This is a genomic window from Psychrobacter sp. NPDC078929 (assembly GCF_050267985.1).
GTDB lineage: Bacteria > Pseudomonadota > Gammaproteobacteria > Pseudomonadales > Moraxellaceae > Psychrobacter.
In genome coordinates this window covers 144,437-169,319 of record NZ_JBNNFX010000004.1, presented here as the reverse complement: position 1 = coordinate 169,319, position 24,883 = coordinate 144,437, and the positions used below count along the sequence as shown (strand labels likewise).

The 24,883-nt window shown below is 41.4% G+C and carries 19 protein-coding genes and 3 tRNA genes; 1 reads left to right on the top strand and 21 read right to left on the bottom strand.

Annotated elements, in window-relative coordinates; all coding sequences use genetic code 11:
* Positions 1 to 128: 128 nt before the first annotated feature.
* The 21 genes from ACQKCG_RS04145 to ACQKCG_RS04045 all read right to left on the bottom strand — a co-directional run bounded on the left by ACQKCG_RS04145 (position 129) and on the right by ACQKCG_RS04045 (position 23,647).
* A complete protein-coding gene (locus tag ACQKCG_RS04145) occupies positions 129 to 647 on the bottom strand; it encodes a pilin (RefSeq protein ID WP_134292386.1) in 519 nt (172 codons plus the stop codon).
* 337 nt (positions 648 to 984) lie between these two features.
* Entirely contained in the window at positions 985 to 1,428 is a 444-nt protein-coding gene (locus ACQKCG_RS04140; RefSeq protein ID WP_134292385.1) for a type IV pilin protein, read from the bottom strand.
* Entirely contained in the window at positions 1,428 to 2,012 is a 585-nt protein-coding gene (locus ACQKCG_RS04135) for a type IV pilin protein (RefSeq protein ID WP_166739230.1), read from the bottom strand. The genes ACQKCG_RS04140 and ACQKCG_RS04135 overlap by 1 nt, the downstream gene beginning before the upstream one ends.
* A 79-nt stretch (positions 2,013 to 2,091) precedes the next feature.
* Positions 2,092 to 5,883: a PilC/PilY family type IV pilus protein gene (locus ACQKCG_RS04130; protein WP_134292384.1), complete on the bottom strand. Its 3,792-nt coding sequence runs from the start codon at positions 5,881 to 5,883 to the stop codon at positions 2,092 to 2,094.
* A gap of 78 nt (positions 5,884 to 5,961) precedes the next feature.
* On the bottom strand, positions 5,962 to 6,798 hold the full coding sequence (locus tag ACQKCG_RS04125; RefSeq protein WP_134292383.1) for a pilus assembly protein PilX: 837 nt from the start codon (positions 6,796 to 6,798) through the stop codon (positions 5,962 to 5,964).
* A 12-nt stretch (positions 6,799 to 6,810) separates the two neighbouring features.
* Entirely contained in the window at positions 6,811 to 7,764 is a 954-nt protein-coding gene (locus tag ACQKCG_RS04120) for a PilW family protein (protein ID WP_227543664.1), read from the bottom strand.
* A complete protein-coding gene (locus ACQKCG_RS04115) occupies positions 7,764 to 8,483 on the bottom strand; it encodes a hypothetical protein (protein ID WP_134292381.1) in 720 nt (239 codons plus the stop codon). The genes ACQKCG_RS04120 and ACQKCG_RS04115 overlap by 1 nt, the downstream gene beginning before the upstream one ends.
* Positions 8,480 to 8,968: a GspH/FimT family pseudopilin gene (locus ACQKCG_RS04110; protein WP_227522938.1), complete on the bottom strand. Its 489-nt coding sequence runs from the start codon at positions 8,966 to 8,968 to the stop codon at positions 8,480 to 8,482. Before ACQKCG_RS04110 ends, ACQKCG_RS04115 begins: the two co-directional genes overlap by 4 nt.
* Before the next feature lie 325 nt (positions 8,969 to 9,293).
* Complete coding sequence (locus tag ACQKCG_RS04105) at positions 9,294 to 10,130, bottom strand: ComF family protein (protein ID WP_227543663.1); 837 nt, start codon at positions 10,128 to 10,130, stop codon at positions 9,294 to 9,296.
* Positions 10,131 to 10,205: 75 nt separating this feature from the next.
* Entirely contained in the window at positions 10,206 to 11,654 is a 1,449-nt protein-coding gene (locus ACQKCG_RS04100; RefSeq protein ID WP_134292380.1) for a phospholipase A, read from the bottom strand.
* 384 nt (positions 11,655 to 12,038) lie between these two features.
* Positions 12,039 to 14,168 carry a protein-disulfide reductase DsbD gene (dsbD, locus tag ACQKCG_RS04095; protein WP_201556079.1) on the bottom strand — a complete coding sequence of 710 codons (2,130 nt, stop codon included), beginning with the start codon at positions 14,166 to 14,168 and terminating at the stop codon, positions 12,039 to 12,041.
* Positions 14,169 to 14,215: 47 nt separating this feature from the next.
* Positions 14,216 to 14,764: a protein-disulfide reductase DsbD domain-containing protein gene (locus ACQKCG_RS04090; protein ID WP_102090812.1), complete on the bottom strand. Its 549-nt coding sequence runs from the start codon at positions 14,762 to 14,764 to the stop codon at positions 14,216 to 14,218.
* Positions 14,765 to 15,009: 245 nt separating this feature from the next.
* Positions 15,010 to 15,447, bottom strand: coding sequence for a type II secretion system major pseudopilin GspG (gene gspG / locus ACQKCG_RS04085; protein WP_102090915.1), 438 nt, complete (start codon positions 15,445 to 15,447; stop codon positions 15,010 to 15,012).
* Positions 15,448 to 15,998: 551 nt separating this feature from the next.
* Entirely contained in the window at positions 15,999 to 17,201 is a 1,203-nt protein-coding gene (gene gspF / locus ACQKCG_RS04080) for a type II secretion system inner membrane protein GspF (protein ID WP_134292378.1), read from the bottom strand.
* 83 nt (positions 17,202 to 17,284) lie between these two features.
* On the bottom strand, positions 17,285 to 18,346 hold the full coding sequence (locus ACQKCG_RS04075) for a hypothetical protein (RefSeq protein ID WP_134292377.1): 1,062 nt from the start codon (positions 18,344 to 18,346) through the stop codon (positions 17,285 to 17,287).
* Positions 18,347 to 18,676: 330 nt separating this feature from the next.
* A complete protein-coding gene (locus ACQKCG_RS04070) occupies positions 18,677 to 19,612 on the bottom strand; it encodes an AraC family transcriptional regulator (protein ID WP_134292376.1) in 936 nt (311 codons plus the stop codon).
* 421 nt (positions 19,613 to 20,033) lie between these two features.
* Positions 20,034 to 20,109, bottom strand: a tRNA-His gene (locus ACQKCG_RS04065).
* Positions 20,110 to 20,150: 41 nt separating this feature from the next.
* Positions 20,151 to 20,227, bottom strand: a tRNA-Arg gene (locus ACQKCG_RS04060).
* A 105-nt stretch (positions 20,228 to 20,332) separates the two neighbouring features.
* A tRNA-Pro gene (locus ACQKCG_RS04055) sits at positions 20,333 to 20,409 on the bottom strand.
* A 238-nt stretch (positions 20,410 to 20,647) separates the two neighbouring features.
* On the bottom strand, positions 20,648 to 22,156 hold the full coding sequence (locus ACQKCG_RS04050; protein ID WP_227543661.1) for an McrC family protein: 1,509 nt from the start codon (positions 22,154 to 22,156) through the stop codon (positions 20,648 to 20,650).
* A gap of 15 nt (positions 22,157 to 22,171) precedes the next feature.
* Entirely contained in the window at positions 22,172 to 23,647 is a 1,476-nt protein-coding gene (locus ACQKCG_RS04045; RefSeq protein WP_134292375.1) for an McrB family protein, read from the bottom strand.
* A gap of 466 nt (positions 23,648 to 24,113) precedes the next feature.
* Here ACQKCG_RS04045 and ACQKCG_RS04040 point away from each other — a divergent pair, with 466 nt between their 5' ends.
* Positions 24,114 to 24,842 (top strand): DUF4442 domain-containing protein, encoded by a 729-nt coding sequence (locus ACQKCG_RS04040; protein ID WP_134292374.1) that lies wholly within the window; start codon positions 24,114 to 24,116, stop codon positions 24,840 to 24,842.
* Positions 24,843 to 24,883: the final 41 nt, after the last annotated feature.

Below are 24,883 nucleotides of genomic sequence, written 5' to 3'. Positions count from 1 at the left end.
GAACATGACAAAGCTACTTATATTATATCCACAACAAACTTATAAAAAAAGGTAAGCTAAGATTTCTCTCAGCTTACCCATTACTACCATAATATCGTCAGATGATTAACCTAATTTTATGCTACTTATTAAGCTCCAGCTCCAGCAGCTGTCACTGTAGTGCCTTCGCAGCCTGATGGCTTATATTTTGCTTTATCTGTACCAAAGTCAGTATGACAACTCCAAGTACCAGCAGCATCACGTTGCCATGCAATTTTATTACCTTTCAAGTCTGCAGAAGCATTTTGACCAAAAGTAGCGATGATAGAAGCTGTACCTGTAGTGTTAATAAGTACGCTTGGTAAGCCTCCGCTACCTCCAACAGCAGCAGCCGTTGAAGCAGCTCCTGCTTGAATGTTAGATGCTGTTAGACCTAAATCAGCAGCAGTACATGCATCAGCAGCAGCAGTACCACTACTAACCTTTCCTGATAATACACAGTCCTCAACAGCTGTTTTGATAGATGAAGTTTCACCCATCACACGACTTGCTTGTGACTTGGCAATATAAGTCTGATACTGAGGAATAGCGATAGCAGCTAGGATACCGATGATCGCAACGACGATCATGAGTTCGATTAAGGTAAAACCTTTTTGAGCAGTGTTCATAAGAACTCCTTTAGGGGTATATAAAGATAAGTGGCTGTTGTTAACACAGTCGCATTTTATCTTTAGGGATATAATAAATTTCTTTCTTACTATAATTATTGCAGGTATCGTGCCAAAATCATGAAATTATTATTTTCATAACTAAAATAAGGCTATGGTTCCTGATATTGACATTAAAAAGACAATTATTATCTAAACTACCCTAAAACTTATGGTCAATGTTTCTATTAACCTACTAAAAATTGTCATTTAACATTACAACGGTAAGTATATGGTAACCTTAACTGACATTTTTTGTCATTATCTATGATGATGAATATAGTAGTCACAAAAAATGTTACTGATTCCATTCATCGCCTGTACCGCAAATACTATCTCGACACTTCACGTTCTGATAACTCAACGTCAGTGTGCCATCGTTGATGACCTGAGTATTGGCTTGAGGTGTTGCTGTAATGACCCACTCGGATGTCAGTGGATTCGGGCTAAAGGTAATAACATAGAGTGTCGGCCCCTGCCTAGGAAAGTTACCGCCTAATCCTGTAATCAATGCATTACTATAAGTGCCTTGTGCTAACTTACGACTTTCGAGCTGCGATGCTATGTTCTGCATTTCGCTCATAGCGTCCGTGCGCTTTGTCTTTATGACATATTGCTGATAATTAGGAAAGGCGATGGCTGCGAGAATAGCAATGATAGCAACGACTATCATTATCTCTACGAGTGTAAAGCCTGACTGACTGGTAGAAGCTGATAGTGATTGTTTACGATATTTATTCATTACCACTCCTCTTGACCTGTATCGCAGTCAGCATTGGTCTCATCGAAAGTACTCTTGCTAGTGTTTTTACAACGTAGACCTGCACTATTCATCATCATTCTACTGGCGTAAGTAGTTATACCTGAATCTTCGGGTTCGGCAATCATCTTCCATGTGCGCCCTGTAGCATTTACTGCTGTATTTACTAGTGAGTTAGCGGGAGTATCGCCATCGACGAGCGTAATCTTGTATCGATAATTACTGGCATCACTACCATCTGGTACATAGATAGTCTTGTTTGTTGCAGGGCTATCTGCATAACCATAAGTCACTGTATTGTTAGAGCTATTTATGATTCGTGGTTGGAACCCTTGATAAGTTAACGACTTAGCTCGCCAGCGCTCTAGTTCTATCTCTAACTGTAGCATTTTCGCTTGTACCTCATTTTCAGCATTGCGTACAGCGTACTGACGATAGCTTGGTATGGCGATTGCGACCAATATAGATAGAATAATGAGTACAACTAACATTTCTATTAGCGTAAAACCATGCATATCGTTACGCACTGTCGCATTTTCTGCTTTCTTTATATGCAACTTAGTCATGTTTACTGTCTCATTATCAATGTAGGTTAAGTTATTTTTCATTATTAAATACTGATATTAAACAGTTAGAACATCACAGTTACTGTTTTTTTCGTTCATACCAAGCTTTTGGTTGCAAGGTATAGCGTTCATTGAATAAAAATTCAACAGCGGATCCATCACCATTATTTTGTGTGGCACTGTTGTTTTCACCAGGATAAAGATCTTTAATATTACTGTTATCTTTAAATCCATCTGTACCATATTTTGCACGTTTAGCCGCATCTATTCGATCGGCGATTGTTGTCGTACCAATCAGTACTTTTATATCTGTATTATCTGCGTTATAGGCACCAATAGCCAACTCCTGAATACCTTGACCTGCAGGTGTAAATCCGCCTGTACCAGTTATTGAGCTTTCATCCATACATACACCATAAGGTAAACAATATAGTTGACGTTCAGATCCACCCATTATTTTCGCTGAACAGCTTGCCGTATTTCCATATACTTTGTCAGGGTTATATACAGTGGTATAAAGCAAATTATTAATGACTGTACTTTCGCCCACACCTTTGTTATATCTGACATTACTGTAGCCATCAAAGCGAGTTAGTGGATAATACCAGCCATGTTTGGTTGCTGGAACAGCTGGTGTCGAGCCATTCTTTGCGGCCCCTATCATCAACTTAATCGCTTCGTCTTTATTGGTTTCACGTACTGCATCAGTGCCGGAAGCCGATATAGTAGATATTGCAGCACCTAAATCAACCAATTGATTTTCTTTTAGATCTTTAATATTCTTGGTAAAGCCAGTGGTAAACAGATCCTTATTGGTCACATCATTATCAATGATGCCGTACAATCGGTTGGCATAATTATTGTTATTACGCAATGTCGATAGAGGCGCGCTGCGATTACCTGAAATAACGTTGACCATAGCAAAGAGCTTACCGGTATCTGGACCTTTCTCTCTACGATAGAAACTTACGACTGGGCTTTCATAGAAACGATATGCGAGTTTCTTATCTGTAGGAGCTGCATCTAGTATGCGTGTCACGCCTTTATTAGAGAAGCTATTCACAGCTGCAAAGCCAAACTGAGCAATGCGTGCATTCTCAAAGTCTGCACGGAATACTTGCCCACCTAAGTCGGCAGCATAGAGGTGATCCATCAGACCATCATTATCTCTATCAAGCACAGTAATTCCACCAGTGATACTATTAATCATCGTATCTGTTTTGACATTGACACCTGAAGCGCCTTCGCTACTAGTTGACCATATCAGCTTACCTGTTTTGGCATTAATCATATAGATAGCATTGCCTTTGGCAGGGGCGCTAGTAGTGGCTACATAGCCATCAGTTTCATACTGCATGTCGTAACCACCACCGAATATAAGCACGTCTGTTGGCGCAGCATTCTTCTTAGGATCAGAGCCTTTGGTTAGGCGTATTTTTGCAGCAACTGGTTTGTTCCAAATCTGTCCTAAACGAGTAAAACCCTCTGTTGAGGACACACCTGGAATAGTCGAGCTAATACCTTGTGGTGTAATCGTAAATAATATTTTAGGGTCAGTCCTTTGAGTGATATTCATACCATAGAACGCTTTACCACCCATGCGTAGACCACCGTAAGCAAACATACCCTTACCTGATGCTTGATCAACTGTTACCTTTCCTCCTGATAAATCATAAGCGTAATCAGTTTTGACTAACCAGGGAGCATCCACACCAAAATAAGGTTGACCAATTTTAGATATTTCTTTTTTAGAGTTTTCTACTAGAGCTTCTGGTTGATTTATTAACATTTCTCTAGGGATGATAGCAAACTCTTCTTTACCTACTTTTGCATCGACTAAATGCAAAGCTCCATCCATAGAACCAAAGAGTAGATAATCCTCTCGAGGATCGACAATACTACCTTTATCATTTAATTTTGAACCATAAGAAACAGCTTCAGGCTTGGAATGCACAACACCACCTAACAATTTTACTTCATTGGTCGGCTTGGTTAAGCTTAAGTTATTAGTCTCAGTCGTAAGCGGGGTCGTTGGTTGTCCATCATTGGTTAGCACACCACCAAAACCTAAAAAACTCAGCAAACGACGTTGATTTAACTGACTATAAGCATCAGTATCTTTGAGATTATCGAACCCAAATGGTTTGCCGCTACTATCAACACCAATTTTACGCAACATTGGTGTTTTATCAGTAGCCGTCGTGTAATCCTCGACATAGAGAGTACGCACACTACCCAAACCTGCACTTGGTGCTTGTAATTGAGCGTATACACCGCCAGCCGCAATATTATTATTAGCCGCTTTGCCCTCTACTACAAAATTGGCAGTTTGCCATTCATCTTGTGTATTTTCGTCTAGATTGCCAGCGATATCTTTATAAAGTTTATTGCTGCCTCTTCCGAACAATGTCCCTTGATCCAAATTATATTTTTTAAGATTACCTTTCCATATACTTGCTGTGGAAACAATATCAGGATCTAGCATAGGTAAATAGGCATAAGGAAGTTGATTTGCCGCTCGGTAAGGGTCCTCTGGAATAGTAATTGTACCTGAAGGTGCTGTATTAATAATCTGTACAAGGCTAGCTGAGAAGTCAACTATGCTGGCAGCAATTTCCTCAGAGTTCTCAGTATAATAGAAGCCTCCATCGCCATAAGTTTTGACTTCACCATCACCTTTTTGCTCACCTAATTTACATAGATTACGAGTATCATCATTAACATTACCACTATCGCAATCAACGACTGCCTTTACTTCACCATTTACTGTGATGGAGCGTGTCCCTGTCAACCCAGCAAAAGCACTACCAAAGCCAACTGTCGCCGTTTTAATCGGCAATCCTTTTGAGTTGCTAGCATTATTTCGCAATAGGGCAGCATAGCTTGCCATACAGCCCCATGACCTACCGCTGGAATCCCCTTGCAAATTAGTGCAACTGTTGATTGACAATGCTGGACTTGAGCCAGATAAAGAAGTATTCATTAAACTTGTAGCTCTACTAGTGCTACTACCATTTGGCTGACCGTCCGTTAATAGATAAATACCATTACCGCTACACTCTTTATCACTTAAAGGAGATATATAACTATTATCTTTCTTAGAGGTGCTGACAGAGTCATCAAACCCACTATAGTTTCTATAAGTATAACTATAAGTATTTGTACCCATCATGTAGGCACCCGCCTCAGCGAAAGCGTGGGCAGTAGGGGTATTACCTTCTGCCCTTAAATCTATAATCTTCTCAATTAGCTTTACTCGTTGTCCAGCAGTTAGTTCAGCCGTAGGTACTAAAACTACCCCTGACCTACCGTCGCCATCATAACTATAGTTACCCATACCTACGGCATAATCATCTGGAAGCGAGCCAGTATCTTTTACACTACCACTTTCAAAAACTTCATCCGACAATAGTTCTATAAGTGCTACTTGTAAACGAGCTAGCAGTGTACGGGCGATAATCTTACCGCTGCTATCTTTACAGGTAGAATAAGTAATTTCTTGGTTTATAGCAGGTGTTGCTGTCTTATCTATGATGGTATTTCCATCTTCATCTCGCAATAAACCATCAAGAGCATTAGCATCAAGCTTTCGCGGATATACTTTTATACGGGATGTTATGTTGGAGCTACTATAATTAGAGCAGCCACTGCGATCACTCATACTCCCTGAAGTATCCAGCATCATAAAAATAGAGGCCGTACCTGGCTTAGCCGCCTTATATATCTCAAGATCACCGATAGGCTTTCTGTCACTCGTCACTGTAGCACCATTGGCAGGCACTAGACTTGTTATAGCGATTGTCACCGCTGCCGTTAGCGCTTTAATAGGCCATGTTTGTCGTTTAGACCTTTGACTCAATAACTGTTTCATGACCTATTCCTTAATATAAATGATAGCAGAGTAGCGATAACACTATTCAATATGGCAAATAACAAAATATGGTACTTGTTAGCTAGATGGTAAGGTACACAGCAACCCTGCGCCTTCACCAAAATCGACACATTTGGTACGTAACGACTGGTTCTCAACATCGGCCATTTCATAAATGATCTTATTGGGTACACCAGCTTCTGCCATACAACCGCCAATCGTATCTGTATAGTCAGCAGCAGACGCTGTATGCAATCTACTGGTCTGCTTGAAGCAGTCTATATTACCTAGCTTAGTATTTCCGTAAGCGGGTAATACAGCTGTACTGTTGATATCGAACATAAATGCCTTGCTTGATATCAAACTACTTCCTTGCCCTATACTGTAACTACCGAATGCTTCGTTCTCTGCATTTGGTGGTGTTAGCGATACGTTAACCTGCGTCATACTAGTATTACGACTGCTAATATAGTCATTTGATTCAGTAGAATCGCAATAGCCCGTACTTGTTAACGAACCATCTGGCGTTATGATTGAAGTTTTATTGACATTGAATAACTGATCACGTGGACGGAAGCAAAAGACATATTCATTTTCGACACTATAATCAGACAAGATAAAATGACCAAAAGGGCCACCACGCGATATCATAGCATCGTAAGCATCTGCATCACTGCTGCCATTAATACTTTGCTCTATATTTTGGTTAGCATTATCTGCTGACTGTAGTAGTAGTGCATTAATTTGGTCACTAGTGGCGAGCTTCAGGTCCGTGCTACTTTGCTTTACCGCAATAACGCCCCCCAATATAATCAAAACCAAAAACAATAGAACTACGATAAGTACTGCACCTTGTTGGCTAGATGGTGGCACTATGGAGCACTGATATCGCTGATATCGCTGATAATTTGACATATCGCCTCTTTTTTATGACGTGACATTAGATTTTAGACCAGTAACAGACATGACACGGGCACTTCGCAAAGTAATAGTAGATTCATAACTACGACGATAATGATTTTCATTCATACTAGCAGTGTTTAGCTTCTGTTCCGCTCCCAGCACCACAAACTTCCCTTTATCCTCAGTTGCCAATTCACTTTCAGGATCTTCTATTAACGGAGTAATACTACGAACAATTACTCCAAGTTTGATAGTGGTGATTGCAGGTTTTTCTGTGAGCGTTAAATAAGTACTAGCTGGTAAATAGCTAAGCTGATTTACATCAGTAATGGTTCCTAACAATACTTTAAACTGCTCTATTGCAGGTATGATAATTTCACCATTACCAGTAAATGCTGTGACTATTACCCCTTCTTCATCAACTCGACCAGCAGAGCAAGCCAATACTAAATCAGTAGCACTACCACCTGTAGCCTGACGTATAAAATAGCGTTCAACCACCCAATCACTGCTACCTGATGCGATCTCTGTTCCTTCACAATCATATAACGATGCTGAAGTTATGTTTTTATATTGAATAGTTAATTGGTCACTTTCAATACCAACTATATTTGATAAGCCTGTCCAACCGTCACTATCAGCACTTACAGTTAAGTATTTTTCATCAGTAGCATTGCTATTACCTAAATTATTTGTAGTTAGCACAATACCACTATGAGGAGTTGTACTCGTAATATTACTTATTGGGTTCCCTAAGTTCGCTAAGCGAATATGGTCATCAACTGCTTGCAGTGCAAATATTGTAGTATCTTGTACCTCAGAGGCGCTTTGCTGCACCACACTCGTACGAGCACTAATAATATAAACTTGTATTACAGCCGCTGAAACTAGTAGGCCTAATACTAAGGAAATAATCAGCTCAATCAGAGTAAAACCTGAAGAGCTATTATTGAAATAGCTTACCTGGTTATTATTCATTAGTATGCCTCCGAGATAAGGCATTGACTGCCGATATGATAGGTACCATTTACCTTTCCACAAGCATCTACCTCTGTATCGTCTAATATTGGCTTAGTACCATTCCATGCGGTAATAATACACATTTGTTGTTGTATAGCATTCGCAGAGCTTCCAGGACAGGTAGCAATACCGACAGCAATATTTTCATCAGCTGCCATTTTTTTGATCATAAGCCCATCACGAGCAGCAAGCTCATTAATAGTACAAGATTGTTTTGGTACAACTTTGCCACCTATATTGCTAGTAGTAGTAGATAAGCAGTTTTCACCACTAGCTAAAATACTTACTGTTTTACTGACGGTGGTCTTGGTACCATCGTTATTAGTTTTAACATATGAGATAACCACTGTATCAGTAGCCGAACTATTTATTACAGCCTGTATAGTTGGAGTTACTTTTGCTCGTTCAGCTAAGGATAACTCAGAAAACTCTGTCGAGAGTATGCTTTCAAAAGGAGGTGCGCTACTATCTTTAATATATGCCTCTGGATAGCCACGCATCACTTCAGCTAAATTGCGAACCACTGTTAAAGATTTGGTTCTAACTAAACTCTCGTCAGTGGCTGTAATTGCACGCATTTGTAGCGCACTAAAGCCCAATATCGCAATGGATAGTAGTAAAACAGCCACTAATACCTCTACTAAACCAACACCTCGTTGAAAGCTTGACCCATTCATTGACAGCTACCTCCTACTTGGTCAGTAATATTAGCAACTCTACTCACTGAAATTACTCTTGGTTGCACTGAAGTATTGCTATCACAGACAGTGTAAGTGACTGTAGCAGTGACTCGTTTGCTAGGTTCAAAGGTTATAGTTTCTGGTGCTGATACAATTTCACTTTCATCATTATAGCTATAGTTAGCAATAGGATCTGCTTCTGATCCTGAAATGGTAATGACTTTAGGATTACTATCATTATCATAGCTTAAAGTAATGTTTTGACGACGAATAATACTTTCAGCTTTGGCTTCTTTCAGTGCATTAACTAAAGTAGCTGTTGTCGACTTCACGCGCTGGTTTGCAAGTTGGGTGCTAATATTAGGCGCCGCAATACCTGCAATAATGGCAAGAACAGCAATGGTTACCATTAATTCAATTAAGGTAAAACCTAAGCTTACGTTCTTCAGCTTAGGTAGTGGAGTGTTCAAAGATGCATTCACATCGTGTTCCTATTTAAAACTGCGATTATCTGTCTTTTACTTATAGCATATTGATTATGAGTATCTTATATTGTTGCCTTACTACCATGATTTTCTACATATATTTATTTAATAACATGCAATTTTCATTCCACGATATCTAATAAATACCATCTAGAAATAACTACAGGCGCTTCCTAGCCTCCTTCACTCATATATTAGTCCGCCAAAAGATAACTTAGACATTTAGTTCAGAACAACAAATTAGTATACATAACTATAATAATATAGCGTTAAGGAAATATATTAGCAATAATTAGATATTGTTGACAAAGATGTATTGAGCTTAGGATTTGCTGCCATGTGCTAATACGTAAGCAGAAATTTGATAGCTACTATGGCTGCTATCCGTTGCTGGCTTTACTTCCGCAGATTGAATGAACGCTCGCGCTAATGCTTGTAAGCTTGCACCTGTGGTAGATACATCGTCGAATAGTAGTAAGCGTTTTGTCGGAGGGCTTTCGATTAGAGCAAAGGCGTTATCTAAGTTACTAAGACGTTCGGCACGAGACAGTCCCTGCTGACTAACTGTATCGTCAATACGCTTGATGCCTTGCCATAAAGGAATTTGCCAATGTTTAGACAATTGGGCAGATAGAATACTGACAGGATCGAACCCACGTTTGACTAATCGTTGACTTGTCGTTGGCATAGCAACAATCACGCTGTTATTGCGATGACAACCGTGTGGACGCGGTAATTGACGTATGGCATGTAATAGTAACGGCAATTTCGTCATATCTTCTTGATGCTTAAATGCTCGGATAGCTTGACGTATTGGATACTCGTAGTAAGTAGAGGCTTGGATAGATAGAGATACGCTAGGAGCGATATCAACTTCAAAAGGTCTTGGTAACCAAGTGATATCGTTGTGACAGTGAGCACAAAGTAAACCACTGCTCAAATAGCTGTTTGCTAGATGAATGATATCAGTAAGAAAAGAGTGTTGCTTTAAAGCTGTCCGTGTAGGCGGCGTATCCGTTATATTATGTAGGCTAGATGGCGCTTGATGGTGCAGTAGTTGAGATTGTGGTGTACTACGATAAATACGACATAGTTGGCAGCGCATATCCATATACTCTGCCAACCACAGTCCAGTTTGATAAGGCGCTAAGCGGCGCATAAACTATTATTTGTCATAACTTATCATAAATCTCACCTATGTTAGAGCCTTTCCTAAATTGATGTCCTTTCTAAATTAAAGCCCTTTCCAATCGTTCAGTACGATACCAAAGCCGATAGAGGTATTTTCATGATTATAATCAATGATCGACTCACCATAGCCTTGGAATAGCTGAACCATACCATTAACGTTCTCTGAGATAGGATAGATATAGTCGATTTGCGCAGCACCTTTGTTGGTACCTGGATTGTAGCGCAAGGTACCGCTAATGCTTTGATCAGCCGGCAAGTCATATAAGAATTTGATATCACCGTAGCCCATGTAGTCTTCGATATCTGGATTATCGTCATCGCTACTACTTTCGTTATTTACTCGAGCCCATAAACGCGGTATGACCGAGAGTCTGCCCCACTCTGCGCCCGCCATGAGGTAGGCACGATTCCATGAACGTGATAATGGATCATCTTGTCCATTCGAGTGATGCACAGCACCTGCGCCCAACATACGCAGACGTCCACCAAAAGGCAGATCTGCTGTCACAGGTTGGGTTAAGAATATTTCAGGTTGATAATCGGTAGCACGGAATGGACGTGAGTTGTCTTCGTTATAAACTTGCCAATGTGATTCTTGAGTATAGCCAAACCATAGGTCAGCACTGGTATCAAACAAATCTTCTGCGACTTTTGTTTTTAAGGATAATTGGAACTTTAACTCAGTCTCACGTATATCATTAGAATCAAAAGGATCTGTTTCTTGCGATGGTGTACTTGGATTTAAATTGGGATCGAAGGTATAAAATAATGGCAACAGATATGTCGGTCGATACGGTCTGACCGTCCAAGTACCACGCTCACTGTTTTTATCTAGGTCGTAAGATAGACTGAGTGGCGAGAATTTTTCGATGTCTGTTTGAGTAACACCTATATTTTCTAAAATCTGTTCTTCACTATTTGTCTCAGCATCTATTTCTACGTTGCCATTTGCCTTCAATTTGCTGGCTGCTGTTTGCTGATTGGTCATTAAAATGGTGTCTGCATCTTCAACTGTCGTACCACTCATCGCCGTTTGAGACTCAGCCAATATCACTTTTGGATTACCTGAGACCGTACTTTGAAAGGTTTTTGCCAAATCAATTGGTTGTTTGGTCGAGGTATAGCTTGGTGTCTTACCTTGTTCAGCTACTTTATCAAAACAAGCGAGGCGAGCAGCACTAGACTGAACTTGGGTACATTCAGAAAATAGCTTGGCTTGCTGAGCAATAAATTCTTTGCTAATTATTTTGCCACTTTGTGTACTCATATCAGAAGATATCGCACTGTTATCAAGACTCTGTGATAGGTCAAGATCCTCGTATTCAAACGCAGCTTCGGGCGCTGGCAGTTCGTTATAAGTCTGAGAATCATCAGCAGCTTGTACTTGTATCGCGGTACAACTCAACGCAAGAGCAACTGCAATACGAAGAGGCATATGCGCATTCTGGTAAGACGGCTGTTGGTGACGCTGAGTAATGGTATGGGCAAACATAAGTGTCCTTTATCTAACTAGCATTAGCGCTAGCAGAGTATATGAGGTAATTAATATAGCCATTAGCGTTATCGCTAAAATAGAATTGACTGATACTATCAGCTAATCGCAGATATTAGGAGCGGAAAAAATGACAATTAGTGCCCCTGCTGCATTGTTTCTTTATTGTAATGAAAATATAAGCACGATACTAGCTTTATCGATAGTTAAAATAACCACCTATCAATATAATTGCTTATATAACAAATACTTAATAAATATTCTATAGTATGAATTTAATGGCATCAAAAAAGCCAGCATACTTTCTCAGTATACTGACCTTCTTAACATTCTTAAGAGTTTTCGAAATATTACACTGGTTTCTTAAGTGTTCATTATTAAATGTTAGTTGTTCAACGCCGATAATGTTTGCTCAAACTCTGAGCGACCGATCTCACCAACTTGCTGATTTACTAGCTGACCATCAATATAATACAGTAACGCTGGTGGACCAAAGAGTTGGTAACGAGACAACACGGCTTTTGAGTCTGCTGTTGTTTCAGTTATGTCGAGCTTCACTAATTGCCAACCTTGCATCTGTGCTGGACGATTGTGAAACAGATTCTTGTCCATAATGCGGCACTCAATACACCACTCTGCTGTCAGATCGACAATGACATTCGGATTGGCTGCGACAATGGCATCTAGCTCTGCAAGCGTCGTGATCGTCTTATCAGTGGTGCTACCACTATTCACTGGTTGACCAGACGTTGACTGTACCATCATCGGTGCTGCACCCAATGACGCTAATGGATGTAAGCTATCGTCATTACCCAGTGCAGCGCCAACTATTAGGCAAGCCGCCCAAATACCAGCGATAAGGCTTAATGCTTGGGTCAGCATACGACCTTTACCTAGCCAACTCCATGCCCATGTTGCCACGACCATAAACCATAACGCCCATACCATAAGCATGATTGGTGATATAAACACGCGCTCAATCAATAGCAGTGCCACAGCAAACAGTAGTAAAGCAAAGCCTTGCTTGACCCAATTCATCCACTCGCCTGCCTTTGGCATAATCTTGCCTTGGGTAGCACCGATTAGAATAAGCGGCGCTGATAAACCAAAACCTAGCATAAATAAAGCGGCAAAGCCGAGCAACGGACTACCAATGGTAGAAACCGCTAATAATGCCCCAAATAATGGTGCAGAAACACAAGGTGACACGACTAGCGCTGATAAAAACCCAGCGAGCAAACTGCCGCCTGTACTACCAAGCTTACTGTCACCTGCTTGGCTTAAGCCTTGCATCTTTCGACTGATTGTATGCGGCAAACGTATACTAAAAAGCCCCAACATATATAGCGCGAGCAATATAAAAACGATAGCAAAGCTGATGAGAATGATCGGGTTCTGCAGCCAACCAATAATACCTAAAGACTCACCGAATACTGCAATGACAGCGCCCAAAATACCATAAGCAGTCGCTACCCCAATCGCGTAACTGGTGGTCAAGATGACACCGCGTTTGACCGTTGGGTTTTGTTCGCGGGCTACAATGTTGGCCACGATAGGTAACATCGGTAACACACATGGCGTCAAGGCCAAGCCTAAGCCTGCTAAAAATAATAGTACTAATGCCAGCCAAGGGTGAGAAGCCAAACCAAAAGGATCGGTATCAACAAAACTATTGTTTGATGCGTTTTCGCTATTGGCCGTCTCGCCTGTTACGCTGCTATTTGCTGCAGAAATCGTATTCGTCGCTACATTACTATCTAAAGAATCATACTCTACAGCGCTGTCATCAATGAGATCATAATCAATAGCCCCATCGTCTGTCAGTGCTTGCGCCTCATCAGGCAAAGTATTATCAAGAGCTGTTGAGCTTGCTTCCTCTGACGTCTCAGTAGCATTTATCGCTGAATTGGTCGAGCTCGCACTACTCTCACTATCTGCTGATACCTGCGTCGATGAAGCTGCAATATCGACAGTCGTATTAATCTTTTCAGGTGGATAGCACAGTCCTGCTTTTGCACAGCCTTGCCAGCCGACGACGATAGCGGCGTCTTCTATATTCTTGCCACTATTGTTTGTCAGTGTGGTGGTAGCGACCATATTCGCTTGGTCAAATACCAGTACTTTGCCAAATGTTGGATCATCTATCGAATATGGTGTCTGGCTAAAGGTAAAAGGTGCAGCCGTCACGCCAGCGGGTAGCGTAAGCTTAATTTGCTTTTTATAGACGTAATGTTCAGGAGTGATATCAAAATTAACAGATAACCGCGTACCTGCTTTAACAGGGGTGCTATCTGTACTCACCTGAAACGCTTGATCTACTGGCAAAAACTTTGACTTCGATGAGCTTTCACTACTACCAAAAAGGTCGCCTAACCCTGCCGCTTGTACCGTCGATGTCGCTGATAAACCTGTCAACAATGAGCCACTAGCGATGGCAAGCGCTAAGATATGGGATTTTTTCGAATGGGTAGATACGCTAAATGATAAAGACTTTGGTGATGTCTTGATGGACATGAATGGCTACCTATTATTACCGATATTTTAATCAACCTGCTCGCTATTTATTTGCGCGTCGCAGCAATGTCTATCTTGGTTTTAACTTTTTCTGGTGGATAGCATAGGCCAGCCGTTGCACACCCTTGCCAACCAATAATAACAGGCGCGTTTTTGGCGCCCTTACCATTACTCGTCGTCAGTGTCGTGGTTGCAATGACACTTCTTTGCGTAAACACAGGAACCTGACCAAAGGTCGGATCATTGATTGATACTGGTGCTTGATTAAAAGTGAACGGCGTGGCGCTTATTCCTTTAGGGAAGCTCAACGTAAGCTTATCCTTATAGACATAATGTCCTGGCGTAATTTCAAAACTGATCGACAGCCGTGTGCCTTTGGACGTCGCTTTGGTATTACTTACCACCTGAAAGGCTTCATCCACTGGTAAGAACTTTGATTTTGCCGAGGAGCTATTTTTAAATAAGTCATTTAACCCTGCTGCTTGTACACTGATCGATGTCATTGACAGAACCGTTACTAATGAAGTACTGGCGACGGTTAGAACCAATTTATAAAGGTTTTTAGAAAAATATTTATTAGACTGTTGAATCGACATAGATGATTACCTTTAATTGCAGTTTGCGATGACTATTTTGCTGAGCGCATAGATATATTTATAGCACTGGCTATCAAACTTGTAATGAACAGCAGGCGATTTATCTACTGATAAAAAATATCAACCAATAAGAGAATATTGGTTGATATTTATAAATTGTTGAAAGTGCATGGATGAACGAATGTTTCATTCTACAAAGCTATATCAGTATCAGAATTTGTTCACTATACGTCTGTTATTAAGCCTTATAGCTGAGCATAAAGATCCGCATCTTGACCTTCACCACCTTGTTGACCATCAGCACCTAACGAAAATAAATCGTAAGGTCGCCCTTCACTACCTGGTGCAACATATTGCATCTCATTTTCCCAGCCATCAGTTGGATAACCACCTTTGATATACCCACCTTCAGGATAGTTTTTTGCATCAGCTGGCGGTGTCGTAAGCGCCTCTAACCCTTGAGCGGTCGTTGGATAGCGCGAATTATCAACCTTGTACATATCTAGCGCATTTGAGACAGTAGCAAGCGCCGTTTCAGTTGTTTTAACACGGGCCTTATCACTTTGACCAACTACTTTTGGTACCACTAATCCAGCAAGAATGGCTAGGATCACAATGACGACCATAATTTCGATAAGAGTGAATCCTGATTGACCAGACTTTTTTGTCGCACTGCGCTGCATAGCTGAAGAAGCGGTCTTATGGTCACTTACAATATTTGAATGGGATTGCGTATCCTGAATAGCACTTTTTGGCGTTATATTTACTTGGAATTTGTCAGTCATAGTCATCGCATTGGTCATCACAGTTATGTAAATAGTAAAAGTGGCGTTCTATCGTGGCTCTCATCAATGATATATCAATGAGCTCTGAAACTATTGTCACTATAAACCATGGTTTTATTTTTATCCAGCGCTGTACCTAGTTTGGGTTTGGGTTTGGGTTTGGGTTTGGGTTTGGGTTTGCTATCTTAGCCAAAGCTAAATATTGAATGACACCAACTGTATGACTATTAAACCGTGCTTACTATAGCGCGGCGCTTGTGTTTGCCATAGCAAAAATAGCGTTCGTTCAACAATATACAACAGTAAGCAAACCTTAAGAAAGCTAGTCCAAGGTTTAGCAAGCAAGTTAGGTGATATGAATAGAGTAAAAGAGAACTAAATAGAGGTTTTGGAGATAGGAAGCTGTCTGTATGTGAATAGCATAATGAATCATAGGCTAGCGACTGAACCTAGCCTGCTAAATCGTTCATATTAACGATAGGTAGCATAACCGCCATTACAATAATCATAACTACTACGCCCATCAACACCAGCATTAAAGGCTCAAGTAATGATAATAAGGTGCTGATAAAATTGGTTGCTTCTGCCTCCTGCATATTGGCGGCACGGCTCAGCATATTTTCAAGCTCGCCTGAGTTTTCTCCGCTTTTTATCATCTGTACCATCATCGGTGGAAAGTAAGTAGATTTCTCTAGTTGACTAGACAAGCTGGAGCCTTCTGTGACCCTATCAGCCGCAGTAATAATCGTTTTTTGGATATGTAAATTGGTCGTGACCGCAGCCCCAATATGTAATGCCTCAATCAGTGGCACCCCTGATCGTACTAGTATCGCAAGGGTACTGGCAAACCGCGCGGCATTCAGACCTTTGGACAATCTAGCTAGTATCGGCAATCTAAGCACCACGCTATCGATAGTTAATTTACCTGCTTGCGTTTGGGCAAAACGGTAGAATAAAAATGCGGTACTTGCCAATACCAGTAATATTAACCACCACCACTGAGTAATGATATTCGATAGCGTGAGAACGATTTGAGTAATTAAAGGCAGTGCTTGCTCAGACTGTTCAAAGACTTTGACAATTTTGGGCACGACGAAGCTCATCAGCCCCATAATTACCGCAATTGCCATTACCATCAGGACAATTGGATAGACCATAGCCCCTTGGATTTTCTTTTGGAGGGCAAAACGGTTTTCGGTGTAGTCTGCTAGCTGATTGAGGATAAGGTCAAGATGGCCAGATTTTTCGCCTGCAGCAATCGTAGCGATATATAACGGTGGAAAGCTAGCAGCTTGTTGCAGAGAACGTGCTAAGCTGAGCCCTTCCAAGACATGTGAGCGTACCGCAAGCATTAGGGATTTGATATGAGTCTTTGGAGATTGTTTAGCAACCGCTGCCAAGGTTTCCTCAAGTGGGATACCCGCTGCTAGTAGCACAGATAGCTGACGTGTCAGCAATGCCAGCTCGTATGCAGACGGTTTTTTGTAGCGGTTTTTGCTCTGACTCTGTCTGTCATTGACCGGATTGACTTCAACGGGTGTCCATTGCTTATCACGCAGCTGCTGGCGAATTTGCCGCGCAGAGTCCCCTTCTAGCAAGCCTTTTTGGACAACGCCATGGTCGTCAAGCGCTTTGAAATGATAGGCAGGCATGGCAACAGATATCCTAAGAGGCTTACAGGTAGACAGTTATAATTTATGACTTAATAGAAATTTATTAATTTGACATTCAACGCTTAGAGCAGTGGCGTTGAGTCATTACTATCAGGCATTAAACCTTGTAATAATAAGACATCCAAATGCTGCTGCTGTAGCTTTTTATCAAAGTCATTGACCTCAGCGATTAGCATTCTTTCAATACGTTTATCACTCGCGAAAACACTCAAGCGCGCACAAATAACGGCCAACTGATAAATGCGTTTTTTGCAATAACCGTCAAGACCTTGTAATAGCCTAACCATATGCGGGGTTTCAAGACTGGCGTAATCATAGTCAGCCATGACTTGCTGTCCAAGGGCTGTGACGCCATAAGTGATCGACAAGTGAGCACAATAATAACAGCTGAATAAATAACCAACCACATGACCAATATAATAGCCTCGATCGTAGGTAAAGCTACTCACGCCAAAATGTCCAAGCACATAACTATTGAGGCTACCTTGGTCGCGAATTGGCTTGCCGTGCTTTAACTTACCGACCGTAGCAAAGCACAATGGATTGCGACCATCTTGAGTCGTCAGCTGCCAACCGGCGGGCTGCTGTGCAGGCATATGACGCACGATATCTGCAATAATGTCATCGACCACATGCAGCTGCTGCCAGAGTCTTTCGAGCGTATCCGTATCCATCAACCCACGTTTATCGAGCTGCTGCGCAAGTAAATATTGCTGATATTCTGCGAATTGTGGCTTCAGGGTTTGTACTAAGTAAGTAGGACGCGTATTGGCAGATGCCATATATAACAGTCGAGTACGCTCATGCTGAACACGATAAAGCGCAACACGCTGCGTAGCGACATTGGTTTCTTGCGCCACAGGTTTTGCAGCTACTGTAAGACTATCGGATGACTCAGATATTACTGCTTCAGTTGCTACCGCCTCGATATCTGACAAGGTAAACATCGTCAATAATGCCGCCTTATCAGGTGTATCTACCGGCTCATTTTTCGGCGCCTCTTTGCCGACATGCGGGTTCTCTACAGCATTGTTTTTATCAACATTACTTTCTGTTTTAGCAGGTGCAGCAGCCTCTTGTTGGCCATTGTTTCCTGCATTTAGCTTTGCGGTCGGTTCAGTCATAACATACCATCAGCAGCGAAGATAAACATCGTCTCGATCCTTTTATACACCTAGCATATAAGGACATATAACGCGTTATAACACTAACGCTTTTGTCTCGACGACTCATCAACCCATAGTACCTGAACACAGACTCAATGTCAGCTGCCCTTAACTAAAATAGCCATAGCAAGTTACCAAAGGCCTTATAGATATGAGTGACTCAACATCTACAAATAACAAGTATTCACAAATTAAAAAAGCGCCAAGGACATATAAATGACCTTAGCGCTTATCTTCGAGATTCTACTTAAATAAACAGAAACTGGAACTAGAATTTTAATTGTAAAACTATTCAAGATTGTTCTGTCGATACTGCTGGCGGTATACTTTTGGCGAGACACCATACACACGTTTAAATGCCTGACTAAAAGTCGAATCTGAAGCGTAGCCCACCATCTCACTGATACGGCTAATACTGTTTTGCTGTAAGCGTAAATAGCGAGCCGCCAATCGTAAGCGGTAATCAATCAGATAAGTCAGTGGCGGCATACCAACAGTGTCTTTAAAACGCTGTGCAAAGCTAGAACGCGACATCCCTGCGACTTCGGCAAGCTGATGAATGGTCCAGCTTTCACTCGGTGCCCCATGCATCGCGGCTAGCGCCTTGGTCAAAAACGGATCTTTCATTGCTTTGAGCCAGTTTTCTGTGGCTTCAGGCAAGCTTTCAATATACACGCGCAAACATTCAATCATCATGATGCTTGCCCAATGATTGATTACGGCCGTTTTGCCCATACGCTCACGCTCAGATTCTAGTGTTAGCAGCTTTATCTCTACATCGATCACTTCAAACCGACCGTCAGCAGCATCATTGAGCTCCGGTAATATTGGTGGCAGTACTGACAACAGAGGATTAATCATCTCTTTGTCGTACTTACATTCGATCAGTATCAAAGATGAATTGGGGTCGCCATCGCCATCGATATCAAGTGTACGCTCGGTGCAATTACTCAATAGTTCATCAAGCGACTCAGCAACATCGCCATGGTGATTGAGTGCGTAACTCACATGCTTGTGCGCATTCGGAATCATGATCATGTCGCCAGCGCGAGCTTCTCGTAGACCATTACCAACATCGATGCAAAAACCGCCAGACATCACTAAGTAAAATAAAATGGTGTCTTTTCTAGTAATAGAATAAGACCAATTGCCAGTGCCATTTAGACGATAATACTTAGTCTCAAATAAATGCACGTTTTGTAGCAATACACTTAGTGCGTCCATCAATCAATTCCTCAATAATGCAGATTAATAACGATTCATTCTAAAAAGGTAGTGGTGTTCCTAACATCATGTTCTGGCAAGACAATACCACTGCTTTCTCCAGTAAATATTCTTTAGTCAACAAAGTGGCCAAAATAAGACTTAAATATAATGCACGATTTAGAATTTTATGTCTATTTACTTATTAGAATTACTAAACAGTCATAAATTAGACACAGTCGTACTAAACCTTAGGAAAAGTCAGTATGCAGTTTTAACAAAAGGATAGGAGATTATCTAGCATTGAAAATGCTATCAAATTTGATATATTTAGTTTTATGACAATAAAGAGATATAATTAAATAGACATAAAAAAATCGCCGTCAAGGGCGAGTGCTATTATTTATATATGATAGGGTTTGTATGCAGATAAAGAAAAATATGGGGCGACTGATGGGACTCGAACCCACGACAACCGAGATCACAACCCGGGGCTCTACCAACTGAGCTACAACCGCCATAACTATTGCCAAAGAATAGGCAAGATTTGCAGGCTAAATGGTGCGCCTGGCAGGATTCGAACCTGCGGCCACCTCCTTAGAAGGGAGATGCTCTATCCAGCTGAGCTACAGGCGCTCTTAGAGGACTTTTATATACTAAGCTTACCTTGCGATATATTTTACTATATCAGAAACTAAACCGTTATACATAAAAAAAAGCCTGTAAGGCTCTTAAAATAGATGGTCGGAGTGATAGGATTCGAACCTACGACCCTCTGGTCCCAAACCAGATGCGCTACCAAACTGCGCCACACTCCGAAATTCTCTATTATCACGATAGTTTGTTAGTCAACTCGTTGTTGGCAATGCCGCTAACTTGTTAATGTTCCTCGCTATCGAGGTGCACATATTAAGGGGTAAAGGCGATTGTGTCAACACCTATTTTCGATTAATTTCAAATAATCGCTATTTTTTTTAAAATTACGTCAATTTCGCCAAAATAGTGACAGCCAGACCCTTTATGCATCAGTCATTCACGCTGTCATTGATAACGATATTAAGCTTTGTCCAAATGTGGCAGTACTTCACCGTTGAGTGTACCTGTCAAAACATCAAACGGCATTAACCATAAATGGGCATCGGCTGACTCATTGTTTTTAACATCATCACTACTATCACTATCATAATGATTTTGTTGCTTGAGTACCACTGGCTGTCTATCACTACCTAGCACTGGGTAAACCAACCAGACCTGCCCCGCCAAGTAAGCTTGTGCATAGCTGGTCAATTGATAAGCGTCGCTCGCACTAATTGCAGCGGCATGCGGTAAGTACTTCCATTTAATGTCGATGACATGACTGTAACGACCTTTTGTTTTGTCTGTAGTTTGACTAGCTGCTATATCGTTCTGGTTTTGGCAATCATCAGAGACGGGTTCAAATATCAGCAAATCAGGCCGTATAGACAAGCACGCTAGTCCCTCAGCATCATTTAGCCAGACACTTTGAGTTTGATAAAAAGGACGGTAATTGCTACTAATCTGTTGAAACATCGATGCAATACGCTGACTTGCCCATTGTTCAAAAGCTTGATTCATATCAATCAATAAACACAATCTTAGCTCAGAGCAATTTTGTCTATTTGGATCAATACCGTTACCTGTCGCAGCTGTCGTCTGTTTCAATAACCAGTATGCTAGGTCTACTAACTGCTGCGCGGCGTGCAATTTTTGCTTTGGGAGTGGCTGAACGTCTAGCTGACGCTTTGCTTGAGTATATATTACCGCTATCTGCTGCATTTCACGGTTGTTGAGCACAGAGACCTGCTGCCATGGCTGCAACAGTTTTGAAGAAATAAACTGAGGCAATAAAGGGGTCAAGTAAACCAATGCACTCTTAATCAGCCGATTGGCCAACATATCATGACTTAATACGCTACTTTCACAGATGAACTTATGCGGTTGCATACTATTGTGACGCAGTTGCTCTTTGATGAGTAGTCGACCTTGCAGGGATGCCTGATTGTCAATCTGAGCCTGATAATGCTTGGTTGGTTGATAGTCTATTAAACGCTGCAAAAACTGCTCAATCAGCCAGTTTGATATAGGTAATACTTTTAACGGTAAAGGAGTAGACTGGGAACTAAACTGACCTAAATTTTTCGTATTGGGTAGCTTACGATTGTTACGCGTATCAAGATGAATTAAATCCGATAGCATACCCTGTACCCAATGACGAGTCTGGACGATATCATTGGTCTGAGTAGACTGATTGAGCTTTGGCAGTATCTCAAGCGTCATGCCACTGGGCAGTAGAATAATCCCAATATAGTGCCCAACCTTAAGCTGCCATTGGCCTTGCTTACGCTTGATAGTAAATGCTGCAAACTCTTGCGCTATTAGCCAATCGAAGTCAGACGCTTTCAAAAAATCATGCACGGTCAGACGTTGATGCTCAAACACGGTGATAACATTCATGGTAGCGACACTACTATTAGGGATACGAGTCTGACGACTGTTTGCCCTAATAGCGTGCTCTTTGGCGTAATATAGATTATTCGTTATCACTGAACAGTCACCCTGCTAGTACAAACGCTGGTAGATAGCAGCATCATTAAACTCACCATCCCTAGCAATCAGATCAGCATTGATAGTATAACTATTCACATTCATAGACTGACCAAGAAAAGAACCCTGCCCTGCAAACATTTGGTGTTCAGCGGAAGCATTATTTTGGTTGCCCATCGGATTATACAAGTCGTCATTCATCAATACTTGACTATCCTGTACGAACTGCTTACTCGTCGGTTGCTGCTCATCTCTAAAGATATACTGCAGCACCGTAATTTGACCACCAGCTGCTTGAGCCAATTGAGGAATAATTTGTTCAACGAGAGCCGTTTGTAATTGCTCTAACTGAGTGATTGCGAATAAAAACGCATGACCTAACTGTGCTTCTATTCCCAATGTTTGCACGATACGTCTATTTAAACCTATTAATAATTTACTCAAATCTATCATAGCTGCTTCTGAACCGTCAGACAGTCCAATATCAATGTCATTGCTGTCACGAATTGTCGATAGTAAATTAGGCTGCGGCGGACAGTCAATAAACCGAAAACGTCGGCGTAATGCCATATCAAGTGGCGCTAAAGAATGGTCTTGGGTATTCATAGTGGCATAAATATCGACATTAGCAGGAACACTAAAAGCACGCCCAGAATACGCCAAACTTACTGTCATCGCATTCGGCTTGCCCGCTCGTTTATCAGGCTCTATCAAACTGAGAAGCTCGCCAAACACCCGTGACACGTTAGCACGGTTAATCTCATCAATAAGTATTGCATAACGCTGCTGAGGGTCACGGGCGGCGCGTTGGCACAGCTTCAGGAATGCTCCATCTTGCACCGCGTAACTCATTTGAGCTTGACTAGAAGGGCTGTTATTTGCTGGTGCAGCACCATTCATGACAGGGCGTATACCTTCTACAAACTCTTCATAGCCGTAGGCTTGATGGAAGCTCACCATACTAAAACGTTGCTGAGCAATATTTTGATTTTGATGGGGTTGGTTGTCACGCTGGGCCTGCTGAAACTCTGCTAATTGCTGCGATAAATCTTCTAGTAGCACCATACTTTCAGGTAATAAATACCATGCTCCACTGTTGTCTTTATCAAAATAAGCTTGGCTAGCGCGGTTATCAAAGCTGACTGTTTGAGAGTTCGTAGGACTATGTCTGCGTAGCTCTAACCAAGCTGTACTATCCAAATTTTTATCACGTGAGTTCTGAGCAGCTTTGGTCATAAAAAAAGGATGATCAATAATTTCTCGTACCTTTAACAAATCCTGTTGTTCAGCACGTAAATCTAAAAACACCAGACACAATACTTCGCGCCAGCTTAGACCTTGCAGCAGCTGTTCTAATAAGTCTTCATTTTCAGTCTTGGGTAGATAGTCGGTATATTGCTTCGCGATTTGCAGCAATCTATAGGTTTTACCTGTACCAGCAACGCCCGTATAAATAATATTGGTCGGTTCATGAGCAGACATATCAGGCATAACGTTATCCAGCGATTGAAAACAGATTTAAAATAGACATGCTAACATTTTGTCATTATAACGTGGCTGTCTATTGGCATGGTAACTATAGTCAACCCTCTATAAATTAGATACGGTGTCAGTCTCGCTTAGTCTACTATTCGTAGTACTTTCACTCGGCTTCCTTGTATTTAAGTCATATTGAACTGATTATACCAATCACTTAATAATATTAATGCCCAAATGATGCTGATAGATAAGATGACTAGGCTGCTTTAAGTGGCGATCTAAACTGATGACATAACCTAGCAACATAGCCACGCTACTATTGTTTTGTAAGCGCAGCAGTTCATGCTAATAATAGTAGGAAGGCAATGGTTGATGTACCATAGTATTTGTAGCGACTTTCATAACCTATACTTGTGTCGCTATCATAAAAAGCCATGCTAAGAATGTCATTCAACTCATTTACGTTAAGGAATTTTGTATGTCAGGATTATTAAAAAAACTACCCGCCAAGTTGACCAATAAACTGCCAGCCAAAGTATCTGACAGCACAAAATCTTCAGTTGAAAAACCCAGTAGCACGCTAAAACCAATTAGCAATCAATTTACCAAACTGTTATCCGTCACCAAATATCTGCCTGCTGGTGCACGCTCAAGTATTTTATCTAAAGCTTTTGGCAAGGTCGTTCCCTATGTCGGCACAACTGGTATTTACTATGAGACGGTAGAACCAAACCAAGTCGTTGTTAGTTTAAATAATAATAAAGCCGTCCAAAACCATATCGGCTCTATTCATGCAGTCGCCATCACATTACTGGCTGAGACGGCAACGGGGTTTATTTTGGGTTTAAACTTGCCCTCTGATCGTATCCTACTGATTAAATCTTACTCGGTAAATTTCCATCGTCCGATCAAAAAAGGTCAAATTGCTGCTATTGCAAGCTTGTCTGATGAACAGCGTTTGGATATCCTAAACACGCCAAAAGGTGAGATGATTATCCCTTGTGTCATCAAAGATCGTGAGTCTGATAGTGACCGCGATCCAATTGTGGTTGAGATGACGTGGGCATGGATACCAAAAGCGGAACTAGAGGCACGCCGCCAAGGTAAAGCGTCTGAAAAAGTTGCAGAAGATGACACTGAAACCGAGGCACCAATCGAAGAAAGCGATGCATCATCTACTGAAAATGAGAGTGATGCTCCTAAGTAACTAGTGGTAGCGAATAACTGGTTAAGTCCAATACGATGCGC

Bases quoted from the DNA above. Each gene is read 5' to 3' on its own strand.
- ACQKCG_RS04145 (WP_134292386.1), bottom strand. From the start codon at position 647: ATGAACACTGCTCAAAAAGGTTTTACCTTAATCGAACTCATGATCGTC.
- ACQKCG_RS04140 (WP_134292385.1), bottom strand. From the start codon at position 1,428: ATGAATAAATATCGTAAACAATCACTATCAGCTTCTACCAGTCAGTCA.
- ACQKCG_RS04135 (WP_166739230.1), bottom strand. From the start codon at position 2,012: ATGACTAAGTTGCATATAAAGAAAGCAGAAAATGCGACAGTGCGTAAC.
- ACQKCG_RS04130 (WP_134292384.1), bottom strand. From the start codon at position 5,883: ATGAAACAGTTATTGAGTCAAAGGTCTAAACGACAAACATGGCCTATT.
- ACQKCG_RS04125 (WP_134292383.1), bottom strand. From the start codon at position 6,798: ATGTCAAATTATCAGCGATATCAGCGATATCAGTGCTCCATAGTGCCA.
- ACQKCG_RS04120 (WP_227543664.1), bottom strand. From the start codon at position 7,764: ATGAATAATAACCAGGTAAGCTATTTCAATAATAGCTCTTCAGGTTTT.
- ACQKCG_RS04115 (WP_134292381.1), bottom strand. From the start codon at position 8,483: ATGAATGGGTCAAGCTTTCAACGAGGTGTTGGTTTAGTAGAGGTATTA.
- ACQKCG_RS04105 (WP_227543663.1), bottom strand. From the start codon at position 10,130: ATGCGCCGCTTAGCGCCTTATCAAACTGGACTGTGGTTGGCAGAGTAT.
- ACQKCG_RS04100 (WP_134292380.1), bottom strand. From the start codon at position 11,654: ATGTTTGCCCATACCATTACTCAGCGTCACCAACAGCCGTCTTACCAG.
- dsbD (WP_201556079.1), bottom strand. From the start codon at position 14,168: ATGTCCATCAAGACATCACCAAAGTCTTTATCATTTAGCGTATCTACC.
- ACQKCG_RS04090 (WP_102090812.1), bottom strand. From the start codon at position 14,764: ATGTCGATTCAACAGTCTAATAAATATTTTTCTAAAAACCTTTATAAA.
- gspG (WP_102090915.1), bottom strand. From the start codon at position 15,447: ATGCAGCGCAGTGCGACAAAAAAGTCTGGTCAATCAGGATTCACTCTT.
- gspF (WP_134292378.1), bottom strand. From the start codon at position 17,201: ATGCCTGCCTATCATTTCAAAGCGCTTGACGACCATGGCGTTGTCCAA.
- ACQKCG_RS04075 (WP_134292377.1), bottom strand. From the start codon at position 18,346: ATGACTGAACCGACCGCAAAGCTAAATGCAGGAAACAATGGCCAACAA.
- ACQKCG_RS04070 (WP_134292376.1), bottom strand. From the start codon at position 19,612: ATGGACGCACTAAGTGTATTGCTACAAAACGTGCATTTATTTGAGACT.
- ACQKCG_RS04045 (WP_134292375.1), bottom strand. From the start codon at position 23,647: ATGCCTGATATGTCTGCTCATGAACCGACCAATATTATTTATACGGGC.
- ACQKCG_RS04040 (WP_134292374.1), top strand. From the start codon at position 24,114: ATGTCAGGATTATTAAAAAAACTACCCGCCAAGTTGACCAATAAACTG.